Source organism: Synechococcus sp. EJ6-Ellesmere (assembly GCF_024345875.1).
Lineage (GTDB): Bacteria > Cyanobacteriota > Cyanobacteriia > PCC-6307 > Cyanobiaceae > Regnicoccus_A > Regnicoccus_A antarcticus.
In genome coordinates, this window is record NZ_JAGQBY010000058.1 from 1 (window position 1) to 16,503 (window position 16,503).

Sequence of the window (16,503 nt, forward strand, 5' to 3'; positions counted from 1 at the left end):
GGGGCAAAACACCTGAAATGGGCGTTCTGAGCCGCTGATTCGCTGAAAACCAGCCCGGACGGAGCGTGATCAGCTCTCAGGAGGGAAAAACGCGGGCGTTCAGGTGGTTTTTCCGCAAACTCTTAGTTGGCCACCGCCTCCTCACCCTGGTGCTCCCCCTCTCCAGCCGCCTCCGGACAGATCAGATCCACTGCCTGCCACGCCTCGCTGAGCACCTGAAACAGCACCTTGGGCGATTCCTTGAGCAGCTCGATCCAGTGGCCGAGATAGGCGGCATGGCTTTCGATCTCACTGCCGATCTCCAGCCGATCGCCCAGCAACACTGCCCCCAGCTCAGCGACCAGCTCCTCGCGTGCGTAGAGCGCCTTCCCGAAGGCACCGCCCAGATCACGCTTCAGGCGGGATTCGTGGCCGGTGGAGTGGATCTGCTCATGGGCCCAGGTGGCGCAGAACGCCGCAGGCGAGTGGAAGCTGCCGCGATCGGGCAGCTGGATCCGATCAATCCCCGGCAGATAGCAAGCCCGATCCCCCCCAAAGCTGACCGGCACTGGCCAGGCACCCAGGACGGCTTCTGCCGCTTCCAAGCGCTCAGGCTCCGGCTTGGGCTCCGCGCCTTCTGCTGCCTGGCGGGCTTCGATCAGGCCAGCGAGGGCCTCGCCCTCGAGATCGACGGCATTGAAGACCGCCACTGGCCGGTAGCTGGCCCAGCTGCGCAGGGTGACCTCGCCGCCTTCGCCTGGCTCCTCGCGGCTGTGGAGCTGGGGCCGCAGGATGTGAACCGCCTTGCTGCCCTTGCGGGGGAAGATGCCGAGCTTCCTGGCCTCGGCAAAGCCGCACCAGAACGGCAGGGCAGAACCCCGGATGTGCATGCCGAGCGTGAGCAGGATCGGATTGGCGCCGCGGTAGCGATGACCCGAGATCAGATTGACGTGGTGGCCGCCGCCGCTGCCATCCCAGGGCCGCCGCCAGGGGGCGGATCCGGCCTCCATCAGCTCGATCAACGAGGCGACGATTTTCTCCTCTGCCGTGGGGCCTTCGAAGGTTTTGCGTGAGCGGGACTGGGACGCGGCCATGGCCGGCAAAGCGCGGGACGCCCGAGTGGTGCCCCGCGCAGGCAAGGGCGGCGACGGCGCCTGTCGCCGAGCCGCTCGCGTCAGCCCTTGCCCGTGGGGCGACCATGAGGAAGCCCGCGCGACCCATCCCCAGGGGGGTTAGTCACGCAGCAGATCACCGCTGTTCCAGCCGCCGGTGCGCCGCACCCGTGACGGGCGGGAGAGCGTCGTCTTGGTCATCTGCCGATCGAAGCTGCCCCGCGAGGGGGCCATGGCGACAGAGAAGGCGACGCCCGGTGCGCCGACGACCCGCTGCGGCCAGACGCCGGTGCGGGGCTTGGCGTGAACCCGGGCGATCTGAGCCGGGGTCTTCATCGATCTGGCGCTGATCATGGTGGCGGGCATGGCTGAGCTGCTTGCGTTCAGGCTCCATTGCCAGGCCACGGTTGCCGCTGGCAAGGGGTGTTGACGTCTTGCTGTTGTGCTGATGCCTCCTGTTCCTCGTGGCGCTGCCACCGGTGATCGGCTCGGCTCGACGCTGGGCGAGAAGCCCGCACCGTCAGGTCCTGCCGGCCCCTGGCGCGTGACGGCCAGGATCAGTGGCGGCCTCGTGCAGATCAGCAACAACCACGAGTCGCGGGTGATCCGCAAAGCGGAAGTGGAGGCCTACCTGCGCAAGGGCAAGTCCTGGTGATTTGAATCCTGCGGAGCTCAGAGGACCTTCGGGGCGCCTTACGGCGTTGGTACCCAGTTTTCAACATGCAGGCCGGGCACCTGGGCAAACTCGCGGGTGTTGTTGGTGATCAACGTGGCCTGCTGACTCAGGGCATGGGCCGCGATCATCGTGTCGAGTGAGCCAATCGGTGTGCCCCGGCCTTCCAGCTCCGCACGCAGGTCGCCATAGGCCCAGGCGGCGCGTTCGTCAAAAGGCAGAATCGTGAGTGGGGCCAGAAACATCTCTAGTGCCTGGCGGTTGCGCGCCGAACCACTCTTGGCCACACCAAAGGCCAGCTCGGCCGCTACCACACTGCAGAGGCCAATCTCTCCAAGCCGGTGATGCTTGAACCGCTCCAATACCGCTACTGGCTTGGCATTGATGATGTAGATGCAGATGTTGGTATCGAGCAAGATCATGGGCTGATCGCCTCCCGGATCTGCTCCTCGGGTTGCTCGCGCGTGATCACAAATCCCGGCTCGAAGGCCGCCAGCCCCGCCTCCAGGGTCTGCCAGGGGTCATCGATGGGCAGCAGCAGCACCCCATTGCCGAAATGCTTCACCACCACCTCACTGCCGCTGAAGCGGTACTCCTTCGGCAGTCGTACCGCCTGGCTGCGGCCCGATTGGAACAGACGTGCGGTGTCCATGGCAGGCCCTGATCGGGTAGTGACCCATGGTAGCTACCACGGATGAAACTGGGTTCACGGCGACAAGGGTTCGAGCTGCGAAGGCCCATGCACGATCCATGCTCTTGTGGCTGCGTGAGCCGGCCAGCGGCACAACCTGTTGAAGCGGGTGGGCCGCCCTGAGCGGCCCCATCAGTGACCCTCAGGCGGCCTGGCCCCAGCCCTGCCGCTGCCGCTCCGCCGCAGCCAGTGGCTCTGTTGCTATCGCGGCCTGGACCCGCTCGATCTCTGCCTCATGGGCGGCCTCCAGCGACGCATCGATCTCTTGGATGCGGGCCAGGAACTGCTCCATCGCCGGGATGAGCTCTTCCTCCAGCAGGGTGATCTCTTCCTCGCCATAGGGGTGATCGATCCAGAGGCGGCGGATTGGTTGGCCTCGGTGGGTGCGCAGCAGCCGGGTGAGCGCCAGGTGGCTGGAGTGGACGAGGGCGACGGGATCCTCGCGGGAGAGGGAATCGAGCCAGAGGGACATGGGACCTGGCGCCGGAGCGCAGCGATGGGACGCCAGCAGCACCGCCGGAAAGGCAAGGGGCGCGAAGCGCCTCGCGCAGCCCTTGCCCCGGCGGATGATGCGCGATCCCACCGCCAGCCCCAAAGGGGCAGGCCCCACGGGCCTGAGCTCCCCGAACTGCTCCCCGAATTTGGCCTGGTGCTCCCTGAATTTGCCCTGCTGCTCCCCGAATTTGACCCCGATCGGGGCTGTTAGGCCGGCCTGAGCCGGCCCTCTGGGCCCTCAGGCCAGCTCGGCCCTGAGGGCGGCCAGGCCTGCCTGCCGGCGCCGCTGCGCCGACATGGGACTCATGCCCAACTGCTGGCCGATCTGGCGGAGGCTCTGGCCCTCCAGCACCGAGAGGCGGATGATCGCGGCCTGGGCCGCCGGGAGCCGATCCAGCAGGGCTTCCACGCTGGCGCCCTCTGGTGACTGCTCCTGCTCGGGCGCTTCCAGCTGATCGATCCAGAGATCACCGCTGGGCATAGGGGCGTGCAGGCTCTGGTGGCTCCAGGGGTGGCCGCCCTTCTCGTGCTGACGCCTCGGCACGCGCACCAGGCGACCGTGATCACGGAGGTGGTGGAGCAGGGCGCCTTTGATGCAGCGCCTGAGATAGCAGGCGGCAGAGGCTGGATCGGTGACCTGCCGGCAGGAGAGCCAGAGCTGCATCTGAGCCACCTGGCGGGCATCTTCCAGCTCGATCACGCGACTGCTGGCCGCCATGCCGCGGGCGATGGATTCAGCGAGGGGCAGGAATTGATGGAAGAGGGCATCGGCCTGGGATGGGGTGCGGGCCATGGCCTGATCGCGTAGGACGCGCGACCCCAGGCCCCGACGTAGGAGGAGGCCAAGCTGAGCAAGGACAAGCCGAAGGCCAGCCCACTCCAGGCCCTGCTGTCCCTGCCCATCACCACCCCTGCCGACCAAGGCGGCATCTGTCTGCTGGCAACAGGAAGCAGAGGCACCGAATGCCCTTTGTCGTCGCCTGCGAGGCGGCCGTTCACCTGACACCACCCAGAGGGATCCGATGCACTGGTTGATTGATCTGGCGGTTGCCTTCCTGGTGCTGGGGCTGATCGAGGCCGTCGTCAAGCCGATCGCCAAGCGGTTCGTGCAGGGCCGCATCCTCAGGTCCGCCCCGTTGGTCTTTGCCCAGCTGGACCCCTACCTGCCGGTGCTGCTGCAGGAATGCAACGGCGCCCAGCTGGAGCAGATCGTGCGCACCAAGCTGGAGACCCTGACCGGCGAAAGCTGGGCGGGAGAGGACCTGGGCTTGTTGTTTCGCCTGTTCGATCCGCGCCTTGCTGCTGATCGTGCGAACCCCCCTGCTGCGTCGATCAACGCTGCAGGCACGTCCCTGCTCTGAGCCGCTGCGCTCAGGGACGACTGCCACGCTCCAGGGCCGCACCACCGAGCAGCGCCACCAGCAGTTTCATGGTGGCGTCAAAGCTCGCTGTCACCTGATCGAGAACGCGAGGGCAGACATCGGCGACCTGCTGGCGCCGGTTGTAGGCCACATTTCCGCAGACTCCGGTCGCCAGGGTGTAGAGCATGAGCTGGGTGAGGATCACGACGGCCAGCAGCTGGAAGATGAAGCGTTCACGGTCAAAGGGTGAGCTCGAGCGGCGTTTCCCCGCAGAGGCTGAGCGCCGCCCCCCGGCAGTCTTCCCTTGATCGCTTGCTGCCGCTGCCGCATCGGAGCTGGGCTTCCGGCTCTGGGCCGCGCTCGGGTCGTTGCCTGCCATGGCTCATGAGACGTGCAAGGCCAAGCGCGAGGCGGGGGGGCCTAGGGGAACGCAAAGGGTGCCGTCCTCGATGAGCGCCCAGATGCGGGCGGCCTCGTCCTGACGGCGCTCGCTGTGGGGTCTGCCGGGGCGGAAATAGCCCTCAGCGGCCTCGGCGCTGCCGGTCCAGTAGACCGCCGCCTGCTCGGGCGTGAGCTCCACCGGACAGAGGGCGAACACCTCGGTCCAGCCGATCAGCGAACCCTCAGGGGGATCGTGCAGGCCGGCGTACTCCTCAGCGAAGAAGCGCTGCTGCCAGGCGGGGGAGTTGGGATCGAGGCCGCGGGCGATGGCCTCGCTGCGGGCCTTGTCGTAGGGCCCACGGCGCAGGCCGGTGTACTGCATGGCGCCGCGCCCGGCGCCGCAGCCTGCTTCCACTACATCGAGATCCGAGAGCTCAGGGGAGCCGGTTTCGACCACCATGGCGCCCATGAAGCCGGCGGCCTGTTCGGGCGTGAGCGGTGCGATCACGCCGCAGCTGGCCTCGGTGACGGCAGGGGAGCAGAGAAAGCTGAGCCAGCTCTGGAGGTTGCGGGTGTCCATCAGGCCTCCTGGAAGACGCCGACATAGACGGTGCCCTTCCTGGTGAGGGGGAGCACCTTGTCGCGCAGGTCGATGTTGTGGAGCCGCAGGCAGCCGAGGGTGGGCAGCAGGGCCTGGTTGGCGGCCCAGGCACCGGGCCAGCCGCAGCCGGAGCCGCCGCCGTGGAGCATGATCCCGGCCCGGCCGACTTTGATCTCCTGGTTCTCGAGCTCGACCATGTCGAAGCTGTACCAGCCGTAGGACATGGCGGTATCGCTGCAGGGGGGATTGGGGTTCTGCTCGTAGTCGGGGTAGATCTGGCCGAGCTTGTAGAGGCCGGGCGGAGTGTCGGTGCTGTTGGACTTCCAGTTGTTGTCGGCACCCTGCCCCCGCGCCAGACACGGCACCTTCCAGAGGAAGGACCCGGTGTGGTCGTAGGCCTCCATGTCCTCGTCGCGGTCGTTGACGAGCAGGTAGGAATCTCCCGGCTTGACCGGTGCGGCGATCTTGGGACCCACAAGCCCTGCTTCTTCTGAGCCGCGGGGATCGAGGCCACCGCTGGGCGCTGGTGGCCCTGGACGAGCGGGAGGTTTCTCGCTGAACTTCAGCGCCCAGGCGGCCTGCTCATCGAGGATGTCGCCGCTGCGCTCCAGCTGAGCGATCGAGTCGTAGAGGCCCCAGATGCCGGAGACCTGCTGGGGTTCGCCCTTGAAGGCCTCCCAGCGGTCCTGGAACCGCTCCGGGGTCATTGGGGTGGCCATGGGAAGCACTGCTTGCTTCTTCTCTGTTGCCATCGGCATGAAAAAGCCCGGCCGTAGCCGGGCGTGAGCTGCGCTCAATAGGGCAGCTCGCTTTCGCAGAAGCCGGGGATGACGCGCACCGGATTGAGGCACTGGCGCTCCGTGAGGATCTGATCGGCCAGCTCTGCGAGCCGCGGCAGCGGCACCCAGGCCGAATGGCAGATGAGGCTGATGCGATCGAGGGACTCGGAGCTGTGGCGCTCCAGAGCAGCGCGGCGGAATGCGGAAGCCATGGGGAGCTGGAGAAGGACCCCAAAGCCGGGCGGGGTGGGGTCAAGGGCGGCCTTGCCGCTCGCGTCAGCCCTTGAGGCCACCCCGCACCATGACGGGGCCTGACCAGCCCCCAACCATTTCTGTTGCTGGCAATAGATGGGTGACGTTGCTGGGTACACCCGGAGCAAGCATGGGCCTCTCCCTGATCGAGGCTGCCAAACACGAGACGCGGGTGGAGCGCCTGGCCGTGATCAAGACCTTCACCGAGGGTCAACTGATCAGCCGCCTGCCCTTCCGCAACCTGCTTGGTGGTGCTCTCAAGTTCGCCGTCGAGAAGAAAATGCCCCGCGTCGGCTTCCGCGCCGTCAACGAGGGCTACCGGCGTGATTACGGCGCCGTCGAAAACGACACCGAGTTCGTCCACCTCTTTGGTGGTGATCTCGATGTGGACCGCTCGATCGTGGACCTCAACGGCCCCGAGGCCAGGGCCAGCCAGACCGAGCAGAAGGTGCGCTCGATGCGGCTCACCCTCGAAGCAGCCGTGATCAATGGCGACGCCGCCTTTGACCCCCGCGCCTTCAACGGCCTCAGCAAGCGGCTCACCCCCGGCGGCCCCCAGACCGTCGACAACACCTCCGGCAGCGTCAAGCTCACCCGGCTGGAGACCCTGGTCGACTCCGTCAATGCCTACGGCAGCGAGAAGGTGCTGCTCACCAGCAAGGCAGGACGCCGCCAGATCAGCTCCGCCTGCCGCGCCGCTGGCGGTGATCTCTATCAGGTGATGGACGGCCGCCACTGGTTTGAGGACACCGAGATCCTCTGCCTGGAGGAGGACGCCAACGGCAACGACGTGCTCGGTTTCGGCGAGGCGGGCGGCACCACCTCGATCTACTGCTGTGCCTTTGGCGATGAGCAGATGACCGGCCTGCAGGGCCCGTTCGAGGGCCGCTACGGCATCTCGGTGCGGGACTTCGGGGAAGTCCAGGACGCCCCGGTGTTCCGCACCCGCGTCGATTGGTACGTGGGCTTTGCCGTCTGCGATCAGAAGGCGATCGGACGGCTGTTCAACATCGGCCCCGCTCTGACCTGAGGCCCAGAAGGCCACACCGCTCGATCTGTTTCCCCTGAGGACACGACCATGACCGCTTCCGGCAACAAGCTCATCGATGCCGTCACGACGCTGGTGGGCTGGATCAACTACAGCGCCACCGACCCGTTCGAGCGCACCCGCGTCAGTGCAGAAATCGTGCGCTTGAGCGTTCCGCTCGACACCACCGACAGCTTCTCCCTGCTGTTCTCCCATCCCGGTGCCGCCGCCGCCGTGACGGCGGTGCTGGAGGTGGCGCCGCTGCTCAAGGACGGCACCACCGGCACCTGGCTAACGGCCGCCACCGTGGCGATCCCCGCCGCCGGCGGTCAGATCGAGGCGACGATCAGCGGCGGTTCTCTGGTGCCTGCTGCCGGTGATCTGGCCAACGTGGTCGATCCCTGCTTCTTCTTTGCGCGGGCAACCCTGACGCCATCGACGCCGGCGGGTGCCCACGTCAGCCTCACCCACGCCTGAGCCGATGAGCAACTCTGAAAGCTCACTGGTCCGGCCGACGCAGCCCGGCACTCCCTGGGCGCCGCCTCAACCCCTGACGGAGGGCTCGGATCCGACGGTACCGACCGCTCCGGAGCTCAACCCCGTCCCGGAGGGACCTTCCGACCGCATTCGCCCCGTTGATCCGACCATCCCGATGGCCCTCACCGATGCCGATTCCCTGCTGAGCGTGGCGGCCCCGGAAGGGATGGTGCGGATCACTTTTGGCGACCAGAGCCGCTTCTGCTTCCCCTGTCACATGGATGGCTGGCAGGCCCTCGGCTGGACGGCGCATCCTCCAGAGCTTGCCGGTGGTGATGGGGAGGACGGTGATGGATCGCCAGTGGATCCACCGGATCCGCCTGCTGCGTTGCCAACGGTCACCGCGATCAAGGGCGGACCGTTCGTGGTCAAGGGCGAGGTCGTGGAGGCCTGCGTGGTGGGCACTGGCTTCTCTGCTGATGGTGACCTTGAGGTCTGGGGTGAGAGCCAGGCAGAGGCGGGTGAGTACAGCTTCCTGGGCGCCACGGAGTTGAGCTTCCAGCTGGATTGCAGCCTGATCACTGAACCCGTCCGGCTGCCGGTGGTGGCGGTGAACAGTGCGGGCAGGAGCACGCCGTTCCTGCTTCCGGTGGTGGCCGCCGGCTCTGCAAGTGCCGCGGTTGCGGATGCATCTGTAGCGGCCCCGCTGCCTGAGTTTGCGGCGATGACCAAGGCGCAGATCATCGCTGAGGTGGAGCGACGCTATGGCGTGCCGCTGGATCCGGGCATGACCAAGGCCGAGCTGGTGGCTGAGGCCGAGCGGCTGGCCTCCGGTGGCCTGACTGCCGAGGCGGAACCTGACTCCCGAGGCGAGCTCCCGGCCCTGCCGCTGGATCTGCTGTGCTGATCCCGTCGCACCGCCATGCCGTACCCGCTGCCCACTGGCCTCGATGACACCAATGGGCGGGTGCGGATCATCCCGCCGGTGGGCTGCCCGGGCAGCGAGGAATGGGTGCTGCTCCATGAGGCACCGCGCTGGCTGGAGCTGAGCTTTCGGCTGGGGCCGGTGCCGGCCCTGCCGCTGGAGCTTTTCTGGATGCCAGCCCCCAGCCGCTGGAATGATCCGCTCGGCTCAGCACCGATCGAGCTGGCGGTGAACCCGCTGGGGCTGCCGGCCCAGGATTTTCAGGTGGATTGGGGCGATGGCACAAGCCAAACGGTGCCCTGGACGCCCTACCGGCCGGATGTGCCGAAGGTGCGGCACGTCTACTGGCAGCGATTGGATCTCACCGTGACGGTGACGATGGGGGTGAACATCGCCACGTTGCCGGTGGCGCTGCTGGGTTGCCCCCTGCCGCCCCATGCGATGGCCTCCGTCAATTGCGGCACCGGAGGGGTGGGTGGCTCCCTGGCGGGCGTGGAGCCTCTGGTGCCGAGCGACGGCCTTGACGGGCTGGCCTACAACGGCAGCCGCGCCGAGGTGTGGCGGCTGCGCCTGCACCCCCAGGGCGGCCTGGCGCTGCTGCCATCGCCGGTGGATGGCAAGCCATCGCTGGTGGTGATGAATGGCTCCGGCGCCGCCAGCCGCGGCACCCGCTGGTACGCAGGCGATGGGCCACCGCCGAGCGAGGGGCTCAACCCCCCGCCGGAGCCGGGGGATCTGTACCTCAACCGCACGAACGGCCAGGTCTTCGAACTGATCGCCTGAGTTCGCGGCGTTGCGGTTCGCCGCATTGCGGTCAGTGGCAATAGAAGGCGTGACCTGCTGGGGAAGTGGATGACGTCTTGGGGCGCCCTCGGGCTGTCGTTGCGGGGGCCGGAAGGCCCGGTAGGGCCGAGCGTCTGGGGAGGCATCACCGGCAGCCTTAGCAGCCAAGCCGACCTGCAGGCGGCACTCACCCTCAAGCTCGACGCCTCACGGCTGACGGTGGGGCCAACGCCACCGGCCAACCCGCAGGTCAACGACCTCTGGGTGGACACGAACTGATGGCGATCACGAGCCGTGACCAGCTGATCGCCGCGCTGGCGAACTCACGCCACGCGCTGTTCGACAAGGCCTCGATTTCAAACGCTGTCGCTGGCCGCTTCTATTCGCTCTGGCGGGCAAACGGCCAACCAGGCCAGGGGGCGATCCCAGCGGCAGCGGCGCTCTGCAACAAGGACTTGCTCGGTGCTCTGCCCCTGGTCAACCAGACGGCACCGATGAGCAACTACCTGGCCTGGGTGGATGTGGCCAGCAGCCTGGCGACGAGCACCCTGGAGATCCATGACCGCCTCTGCCATCAGGCCGGCCTGGTGGGCAACCTGGCGACGCTGCAGACCACCAACCTGCCGCTGAACCTTGTCGGCATCGAGCCGGAGCGGATCGGCCAGGCGGATCACAGCCAGCTGCAGTGGTGGCTGGAGTGGTACGCCGACACCGGCTCTACCGGGGTCACCGCAACCGTGGCTGTGACCTACGACGACGACACGAGCGGCAACGTGGCCGTGCCCCTGGCGGCCACCAGCCGTGCCTCGGGCCTCTATCAGATCCTGCCCTTTGCCGCCGGCAAAACGGGGATCAAAGCGGTCAACAGTGTCACGCTCAGTGCCACCACCGGCACCGCTGGCAATTTTGGTGTGACCTGCACGCGTTACCGCGCTGGCCTGTTCACGGTGGTGGCGAACAAGGCGGAGGTGTTCGACTGGGCCGCCCTGGCGCTGCCGGAGATCGCCAACGATTCCTGCCTGGCGCTGCTCCAGCTCTGCACGACCACCACCACCGGAACCTCCAAAGGTGTCGTCCGTTTTGCGGCCGGCTGAGCCATGAGCCGCAGCAGCCGTGATCGTGTCCTGCCCTGCAGCGGTGGCTCGGACCGCTGGGACCGGGGCCCGGCCGGAGCGATCATCACCACCGAGTTCTTCTGGCTCGAGGACCTGCCGCCGCCGCTGGGCAGCGGCGAATTCGCCAGCTGGAATGGCAACACCTGGATCCTCAGGCCCTGCAGGATCTGGAGCGGCACGGACTGGGTGGTGAAACCACTGCGGATCTGGAACGGCGCTGCCTGGCGCCTGGCCTGACCAGACCTGCTCGCATCGCTGGCAATAGGACGTGAGGACGCACGGCTTAGCTGATGACTGCCTGGGCGAACACCGGCTCGATCCGCGGACCGCAGGGGGTGCCGGGACCCACGGGGGCGTCGGGCCCGGCAGGCAGCCAGGGAAATGCTGGTCCCCAGGGTTCACCTGGCCCCGCCGGCAGCCAGGGGCCAGCGGGAGCCACCGGCCCAGCCGGAAGTGCGGGAGCAGCGGGACCGCAGGGACCGGCTGGCCCGCAGGGCACCGCCGGCACGGGCATCAACCTCAAGGGCAGTGTTCCCACCTTCTCGGCGCTGCCAAGCAGCGGGCAGGTGCAGGGTGACGCCTACATCGTTCAGGACGAGAACAACAGCCTCTACAGCTGGAACGCAGCCGGCAGTAACTGGGTGAACGCCGGGCCGATCTCAGGCCCTGCTGGCCCGGCTGGACCGACCGGCAGCGTAGGCCCTGCCGGCCCCACCGGGCCGAGCGGACCGGCCTGCAGCACCGGTGCTGCAGGGCCGCAGGGCATCCAAGGGCCGATCGGTGCCACCGGCCTCGCCGGCGCCCAGGGTGCCCGTGGCACCGGCTGGTTCGTGGGCAGCGGCCCGCCGCCAGCTTCTATTCCTGGTCAGATCGAGGGGGATCTCTACCTCGATCAGAGCAACGGCGATGTCTACAAACTCGGCGCGGCGCCCACGGGAACCCCGGTGGCCAGCCTGCCGGCGATCGGTGCTGCCTACGAAGGCGGCTTCTACGGCGGACTGATCTCCCAGAGCATGAATGGCGTGGCCACCCACGCCTTGATTGTTTCTCCCAAGGCAACAGGCCAGAGCATCCGGGCCTGCAAGACCACGGGCACGCTCACCACCGGCGCATCGAGCACGTTTGACGGCTGGGCGAACAGCAACGCCGCCAACGATGCGGCTCACCCGGCGACGCAATGGGCGCGCGGGCTCACCATTGCGACCTTCTCGGATTGGTACATCCCGGCGCTGTTCGAGCTGGAGATCCTCTACCGGCGTTTCAAGCCGGACGGGAGCGAGGGCAACGTGACCACCCACGGCGCCAACCCCTATGCGGTGCCGGCCAGTGCCAACTACACCTTCTCTGCTCCTGCCCAGACCGCCTTCCCGCTGTTTGCGATCGGTGGTGCCCAGGAGTTCCTGGCCGGCGGGATGGGCACCTCCACCCAGGACTCGGCCACCACCCATCAGGTGCAGGACTGGTTCTATGGCAACTGGGAGCCGCTGGGCAAGACATTTCCCCAGACGGTGCGGGCGCTCCGCAAGATCCAGGTGATCCCCTGATGCCCAGCTGGGTACCGCGGATCGACACGCCCAGGCGGGCCCTTGAGCAGCAGACCAGTGGGCCTCTGAGCGGGCCCTCGGTGGTGGATCTGAGCTTTGCGGGCCTTGGTGTTGATGGCCTTTTCCTGGAGGTGAGCTGCTCGACGCCGGCCTGGGTGAGCTTCTACGACTCCCCGGCAGCGCGAACAGCTGATGCGGCGCGGCCGATCGAGGAGGACCCACCGCTCTCGGCCGGTGTGCTGCTCGATCTGCGCTTCTCGGCTGAAACACCGCTGCTCAAACTCGCGCCCGGCAGCAGCTTCAGCAACGGCGAGAGCCCCCTGCAGCAGCGGCTCTGGGCGCGGCTGCGCACCGAGGTCTCTGGTGCCCACACGGCGACATTGAGCGTGCTGGCCCTGGTGCTCAACGATTCGGTGGCCAGCTGATGGCGGCGACGATCACCGATCTCAGCCGCCGCGGCGACCAGGGCTTTGCGCTCCCGGGCCTGTTTGGTGAGGCCCATGCCCTGCTGATGGCCTGGATCACCGCCGCCAACGGCCAGAACCCCACCCAGCAGCTGATCGTGCTCACTGGCCCTGCTGATGCACCGGGCTTCTGCGGCTGGACGCTCAAGGCACGCCTGGCGGCGCTCAGCGGCGGCCAGCCGGTGGAGCTGATCAGCCAGTGGGTGGCGAACCTGAGCAGCGGTGCGGTGACGACCCACGCCGGACTGGCCTCGGGATTCACGCCGGGCACGGCCCTCGGTGGCCACGGCAGCCTCACGGGCGGGGTGGGCACCACCAGTTCCCTGATCACCTTGCCCCCTCAACCGCTTCCCCTGGGGGCGGTGGTGGCCTCCTCCCTGGCGGCAGGCCAGGAGTTCTTCTGCTTTGCCTTCTCTCAGCACAGCTTCTCCAACCGCCAGGCGGTGGCGTTGCTGATCGCCATGGACGTGGTCTCAGGCCAATGGCATCTCTCGCTCACCGACATGGCCGGTGTGATCGCCACGGTGGCCTGGAACCTGGCGCGGCCCCAGGTGCAGCTCTCCACCGCCTTCCGCGCTGACTTCTTCTCATCGGCGGCGCCGCTGATGCTGGTGCGTCCGGCCCAGTGGCTGCCGATCACACCGACGGTCTTCTACCAGCAGCCATTGCCGCCGGTGCAGTGGTGGGATCCGGTGGCGTTGCCGGCCGACCTGGCGCTCTACAACCGCACCTTCACCAGCTTGGGGTACATCAAGGCGGCCGATGGCAGCGAGTGGCTGCAGCTCGGCCCCTCACGCCTGGTGGTGCGTCTCAAGGACCCGGTGAGCTGACGCGATGACCCTCACCTGCTCCGCCCTGCAGTGGCCGCTCTGGAACTGGACCAGCAAGCTGCCAACGGATCCGGGCCAGAAGCTCGCGGAGGCCTTCAGCGCCTTCTCGGTGGAGGTGAATGCGACTCCAGCCAATGCCCTGGTGCCGCTGTCGGTCGTCAAGGATCACAGCGCCGCAACGGGCGCCACCACCTACGGCTACGTCTGGCGGCTGGGCCATCCGCAGACGCCGGTGCTGCTCAGCTTCTCGAACAGCTCCAAGGTTCAGGGCTACAACTCCAGCAGCAGCTCCGCCCGCCTGCAACTGGGCCTCGAGAGCGCCTACACCAATGACAGCAGCAACGGCGGCTACGGCAGCTTCTCGGCGACCCTATTCAGCGTCAATGCCGGCCTGTCGCACTACGCCTCCGATGGCACACCGGCCTGGGATCTGGCCGGCTTTCTGCTGATTCAGGCCGATACAACGCCAGGTCGTGAGTTCTTCTCCTACACGATTGCGCCGGTCGGCACCGACATCAACACGCAGAATCACACCCTGCTGCTATTCCGCTCGCCGGCAGTGAGCGGTTGGAGTGTGGTGCTCAACCGCTCCAACTCCTACACCGGCATGTTCTATTCACTGAACAGCTACACATGGAGCAACAACGCCCTGGTGGCGGCCTCGATCATCCCGCTTCCGCCCACTGGCAGCGATCAGCAACTGATCCGCGGTTGCGGGTTGTATGCGAACACCACCAGCGGCATTTTCGCGCCGGGGATCCTCCAACCCCGCATCGCCCTGCCGGACTGCTTCTGGCTGGGCAGCAACCAGCATTCGGACCCGCGCCGTCTGGGCCGGGTGAGCAACCCTTACGGAGCCGGCACCTTCTATCAGCTGGCGGCGGCCTACAGCGGCGCCACCGATCTCTGGTACCTGAACCCACCGGGTACGCAGCCACGGGCGGGCTGGGACACGGTCGGTTCCTTGCCCTGGTCCACGATCCCGGATCGGCTGAGCTTCTGCCCCCTGCTCACCCCAGGCCCCGTCGCGATGGGTCCAGCCACCGGCCCGGATTTCCTGATCGACTGGTCAACAGCGGCGGTCGGTGCCGCGGGCGTGCGGCAGCACCCCTTCTATGCCAAGCAGCTCCAGGGGGGCGGGGGAACGGGTGGCGGCACCGGCCGGCCGAGCACGGGAGTGCTGTGGCCGCGGCGGTTGTAAGGCTCGCGGCAGGTTTGGAAGGCACAGCCCCGGGGCGGCCCTGCCCTCAAGACTCAGCCACCTCCAGCACCGTTCCACGTCGGCCTGTTGCCCCTGCGGTCTGCCGCAGCCGCTTCGGCACCTGCTGCTTCTTGATTTCCGATCTCCTGGGGTAGGCCGCCATGGCGGACTGGAGCCAGTGCCGGTGCTCCTGCTGCAGCTCCAGCGGTGCTTCGATCCGCACTCCGCCGCCCAGGGCATACAGCCAGCGACGCAGGTCGGAGTCACGCTCGAGGGTCCAGAGCGGCAGGTCAATCTCCACTGGATAGGGGTGGCTGGAGCGGCTGCACGGCAGCAGCTCTGCCTGCTCGCCCAGCGGGCTGAGCACACCATCACCGGGCAGGGGGCGCGACAGGCGCACCGCCGCCGCCGGGAAGCGCCGCACCTCCTCACGGAGCAGGGCAAAGGCGGAGGCATCACAGCTCAGCTGCAAGGTGCCCATGGCCTTGCTGCGCTGCTCCGATGGCGTCCCGCAAACTGCTTGCTGCGCCTGGATGGCATCACCGAACTCAAGGCTGCCGCAGCAGTGCTGCAAGGTTTCGCCGCGCCGCAGTGCCGCCGCATGGGACGGCTGGCTGCGGCAGCTGCCGGTTTCGATCCTGCGCAGCCCCAGCTGATCGATTCGCCGGCAGGCCAGCAACCCCTCCGTCTGGCCGATGTGGTCGTGCTCAAACAGCAGATACCAGGCGCTGGTGTGGAAGATCAACTGCAAGGGCCAACCCCGGATCTCTTCCACACCCGCATGGGAGGCGGCAATGGTGGTGAACACCACCCGCTGGTGCTGCTGAATGGCGCCGCGCAGCTGCTCGGCCTGCTCGGTGTTGAGCAGGGTGCCGCTTCTGCGCTGATCTCCCGCCAGCAGGGAACGGTTGAAGTAAGCCCGCACCGGCGGCACGGCCTCTATGACGATGCCGCTGCGTTGCAACCGCCTGCCCAGCTCCCGCGCGATGGCCTGTCCGCTGGGATCACCGAGCCGATCGGCATTGGCCTGCAGCAGCCCGTGGATTTCCACCTGCAGCGGCAAGGGCAGCAGCGAGGCGCCGAGGGCGTAGCCGTGGCGGCCGCTGGCTGCCGCATCGCGAAAGCCATAGGGCGTGAGGATTGCTGTGATGCTCTGGTGCAACTGGCGGGGCGTCCAGCAGTGACGGCCGCCGCTGAGGGTCTGCAGCCGAGCGGCGAGGTGGTGGTCGATCGCCACCCCCTCCTGTCGATCAAAGGGGTGGTGAAGGATGTGGCGCAGCAGGGTGAGCGCACGGCAAAAGGCCTCGCGATCGCCCAGTGCTGACCAACCGCCCGTGGAGAGTGGCTGTGCCGCCGGCCAGGGCGGCGGCTCGACCGCCCGCATCGGCGCGGGCTTCCCCTGCTCGGGGCGGACGCGCCAGGCCGCGGTGAACCCCTGTTGCCGCAACCAGTCCAGGTCGGCTGCGATCGCGCTCACATCCGCATAACAGGGCCCATGGGTCCGGGCGAGCATGGCCGCGGCCCGCTCGGCAAGGCCCCCAGATTCCTCGGGGGAGGGCTGGACGTTGGTGGCGGTCAGTTCCGGCTGGCGGCTGAGCAGCTGGATCAGGTGGAGCAGCCGCTCGCACTCCAGCAGGCGCGAGTAGCCATGGGGGATCAGCCGGGCGTCCCGGTTCCGGGCGGCGCGGTAGCGCCCCTTTGAGTGGTGTAACTCAGAAGGTCCTGTGACCCTGTCTGGAGGGTGAACAGGTGCAGCCAGAGGATGACTGCTCAGGAGCTGATTGTGCAGCTCCATTCAATCACTATGAACCCT

At 67.5% G+C, this 16,503-nt stretch carries 24 protein-coding genes; 13 read left to right on the plus strand and 11 right to left on the minus strand.

What is annotated here, in order from left to right:
• Nucleotides 1-122: 122 nt before the first annotated feature.
• Together KBY78_RS07915 and KBY78_RS07920 are read right to left on the minus strand one after the other, a co-directional pair.
• Entirely contained in the window at nt 123-1,073 is a 951-nt protein-coding gene (locus tag KBY78_RS07915; protein ID WP_255143131.1) for an ArdC family protein, read from the minus strand.
• Between the two features lie 138 nt (nt 1,074-1,211).
• Complete coding sequence (locus tag KBY78_RS07920) at nt 1,212-1,457, minus strand: hypothetical protein (RefSeq protein ID WP_255143132.1); 246 nt, start codon at nt 1,455-1,457, stop codon at nt 1,212-1,214.
• 82 nt (nt 1,458-1,539) lie between these two features.
• On the opposite strand from KBY78_RS07920, the gene KBY78_RS07925 reads away from it, so the two are divergent.
• Nucleotides 1,540-1,746 carry a hypothetical protein gene (locus KBY78_RS07925; RefSeq protein ID WP_255143133.1) on the plus strand — a complete coding sequence of 69 codons (207 nt, stop codon included), beginning with the start codon at nt 1,540-1,542 and terminating at the stop codon, nt 1,744-1,746.
• Nucleotides 1,747-1,784: 38 nt separating this feature from the next.
• Here the strand turns inward: KBY78_RS07925 and KBY78_RS07930 are convergent, their stop codons facing one another.
• From KBY78_RS07930 to KBY78_RS07945, 4 genes are all read right to left on the minus strand, one after another.
• Nucleotides 1,785-2,186 carry a type II toxin-antitoxin system VapC family toxin gene (locus tag KBY78_RS07930; protein WP_255143134.1) on the minus strand — a complete coding sequence of 134 codons (402 nt, stop codon included), beginning with the start codon at nt 2,184-2,186 and terminating at the stop codon, nt 1,785-1,787.
• Complete coding sequence (locus tag KBY78_RS07935) at nt 2,183-2,416, minus strand: antitoxin (RefSeq protein ID WP_255090296.1); 234 nt, start codon at nt 2,414-2,416, stop codon at nt 2,183-2,185. The genes KBY78_RS07930 and KBY78_RS07935 overlap by 4 nt, the downstream gene beginning before the upstream one ends.
• A gap of 181 nt (nt 2,417-2,597) precedes the next feature.
• A complete protein-coding gene (locus KBY78_RS07940) occupies nt 2,598-3,065 on the minus strand; it encodes a hypothetical protein (RefSeq protein WP_255143135.1) in 468 nt (155 codons plus the stop codon).
• 123 nt (nt 3,066-3,188) lie between these two features.
• Nucleotides 3,189-3,743 (minus strand): sigma-70 family RNA polymerase sigma factor, encoded by a 555-nt coding sequence (locus KBY78_RS07945; protein WP_255143136.1) that lies wholly within the window; start codon nt 3,741-3,743, stop codon nt 3,189-3,191.
• Between the two features lie 229 nt (nt 3,744-3,972).
• On the opposite strand from KBY78_RS07945, the gene KBY78_RS07950 reads away from it, so the two are divergent.
• Nucleotides 3,973-4,311 carry a hypothetical protein gene (locus tag KBY78_RS07950; RefSeq protein ID WP_255143137.1) on the plus strand — a complete coding sequence of 113 codons (339 nt, stop codon included), beginning with the start codon at nt 3,973-3,975 and terminating at the stop codon, nt 4,309-4,311.
• A gap of 10 nt (nt 4,312-4,321) precedes the next feature.
• Here KBY78_RS07950 and KBY78_RS07955 read toward each other — a convergent pair whose 3' ends face one another.
• The 4 genes from KBY78_RS07955 to KBY78_RS07970 all read right to left on the minus strand — a co-directional run bounded on the left by KBY78_RS07955 (nt 4,322) and on the right by KBY78_RS07970 (nt 6,284).
• Nucleotides 4,322-4,690: a hypothetical protein gene (locus tag KBY78_RS07955; RefSeq protein WP_255143138.1), complete on the minus strand. Its 369-nt coding sequence runs from the start codon at nt 4,688-4,690 to the stop codon at nt 4,322-4,324.
• Nucleotides 4,691-4,693: 3 nt separating this feature from the next.
• The gene (locus KBY78_RS07960; protein ID WP_255143139.1) at nt 4,694-5,272 is read right to left on the minus strand and encodes a phage tail tip lysozyme; all 579 of its coding nucleotides are present in this window, start codon (nt 5,270-5,272) and stop codon (nt 4,694-4,696) included.
• A complete protein-coding gene (locus KBY78_RS07965) occupies nt 5,272-6,012 on the minus strand; it encodes a L,D-transpeptidase (protein ID WP_255143140.1) in 741 nt (246 codons plus the stop codon). Before KBY78_RS07965 ends, KBY78_RS07960 begins: the two co-directional genes overlap by 1 nt.
• Before the next feature lie 74 nt (nt 6,013-6,086).
• Entirely contained in the window at nt 6,087-6,284 is a 198-nt protein-coding gene (locus tag KBY78_RS07970) for a hypothetical protein (RefSeq protein WP_255143141.1), read from the minus strand.
• Nucleotides 6,285-6,454: 170 nt separating this feature from the next.
• Here KBY78_RS07970 and KBY78_RS07975 point away from each other — a divergent pair, with 170 nt between their 5' ends.
• The 11 genes from KBY78_RS07975 (at nt 6,455) to KBY78_RS08025 (ending at nt 14,690) form a co-directional block, all read left to right on the plus strand.
• A complete protein-coding gene (locus tag KBY78_RS07975) occupies nt 6,455-7,354 on the plus strand; it encodes a major capsid protein (protein ID WP_255143142.1) in 900 nt (299 codons plus the stop codon).
• Between the two features lie 48 nt (nt 7,355-7,402).
• Nucleotides 7,403-7,828, plus strand: coding sequence for a hypothetical protein (locus tag KBY78_RS07980; protein WP_255143143.1), 426 nt, complete (start codon nt 7,403-7,405; stop codon nt 7,826-7,828).
• 4 nt (nt 7,829-7,832) lie between these two features.
• Nucleotides 7,833-8,735, plus strand: a complete 903-nt coding sequence (locus tag KBY78_RS07985; protein WP_255143144.1) for a hypothetical protein — start codon at nt 7,833-7,835, stop codon at nt 8,733-8,735.
• Nucleotides 8,736-8,750: 15 nt separating this feature from the next.
• Entirely contained in the window at nt 8,751-9,536 is a 786-nt protein-coding gene (locus KBY78_RS07990) for a hypothetical protein (protein ID WP_255143145.1), read from the plus strand.
• Nucleotides 9,537-9,605: 69 nt separating this feature from the next.
• Nucleotides 9,606-9,815 carry a hypothetical protein gene (locus tag KBY78_RS07995; RefSeq protein ID WP_255143146.1) on the plus strand — a complete coding sequence of 70 codons (210 nt, stop codon included), beginning with the start codon at nt 9,606-9,608 and terminating at the stop codon, nt 9,813-9,815.
• A complete protein-coding gene (locus KBY78_RS08000; RefSeq protein ID WP_255143147.1) occupies nt 9,815-10,630 on the plus strand; it encodes a hypothetical protein in 816 nt (271 codons plus the stop codon). The genes KBY78_RS07995 and KBY78_RS08000 overlap by 1 nt, the downstream gene beginning before the upstream one ends.
• A 3-nt stretch (nt 10,631-10,633) precedes the next feature.
• Nucleotides 10,634-10,888, plus strand: coding sequence for a hypothetical protein (locus KBY78_RS08005; RefSeq protein ID WP_255143148.1), 255 nt, complete (start codon nt 10,634-10,636; stop codon nt 10,886-10,888).
• Between the two features lie 53 nt (nt 10,889-10,941).
• The gene (locus tag KBY78_RS08010) at nt 10,942-12,195 is read left to right on the plus strand and encodes a collagen-like protein (RefSeq protein ID WP_255143149.1); all 1,254 of its coding nucleotides are present in this window, start codon (nt 10,942-10,944) and stop codon (nt 12,193-12,195) included.
• A complete protein-coding gene (locus KBY78_RS08015; RefSeq protein ID WP_255143150.1) occupies nt 12,195-12,620 on the plus strand; it encodes a hypothetical protein in 426 nt (141 codons plus the stop codon). Before KBY78_RS08010 ends, KBY78_RS08015 begins: the two co-directional genes overlap by 1 nt.
• Nucleotides 12,620-13,489, plus strand: coding sequence for a hypothetical protein (locus tag KBY78_RS08020; protein ID WP_255143151.1), 870 nt, complete (start codon nt 12,620-12,622; stop codon nt 13,487-13,489). The genes KBY78_RS08015 and KBY78_RS08020 overlap by 1 nt, the downstream gene beginning before the upstream one ends.
• A 4-nt stretch (nt 13,490-13,493) precedes the next feature.
• Complete coding sequence (locus tag KBY78_RS08025; RefSeq protein WP_255143152.1) at nt 13,494-14,690, plus strand: hypothetical protein; 1,197 nt, start codon at nt 13,494-13,496, stop codon at nt 14,688-14,690.
• Between the two features lie 46 nt (nt 14,691-14,736).
• On the opposite strand, the gene KBY78_RS08030 is transcribed toward KBY78_RS08025, so the two are convergent.
• Complete coding sequence (locus KBY78_RS08030) at nt 14,737-16,485, minus strand: WYL domain-containing protein (protein WP_255143153.1); 1,749 nt, start codon at nt 16,483-16,485, stop codon at nt 14,737-14,739.
• Nucleotides 16,486-16,503 lie beyond the last annotated feature (18 nt).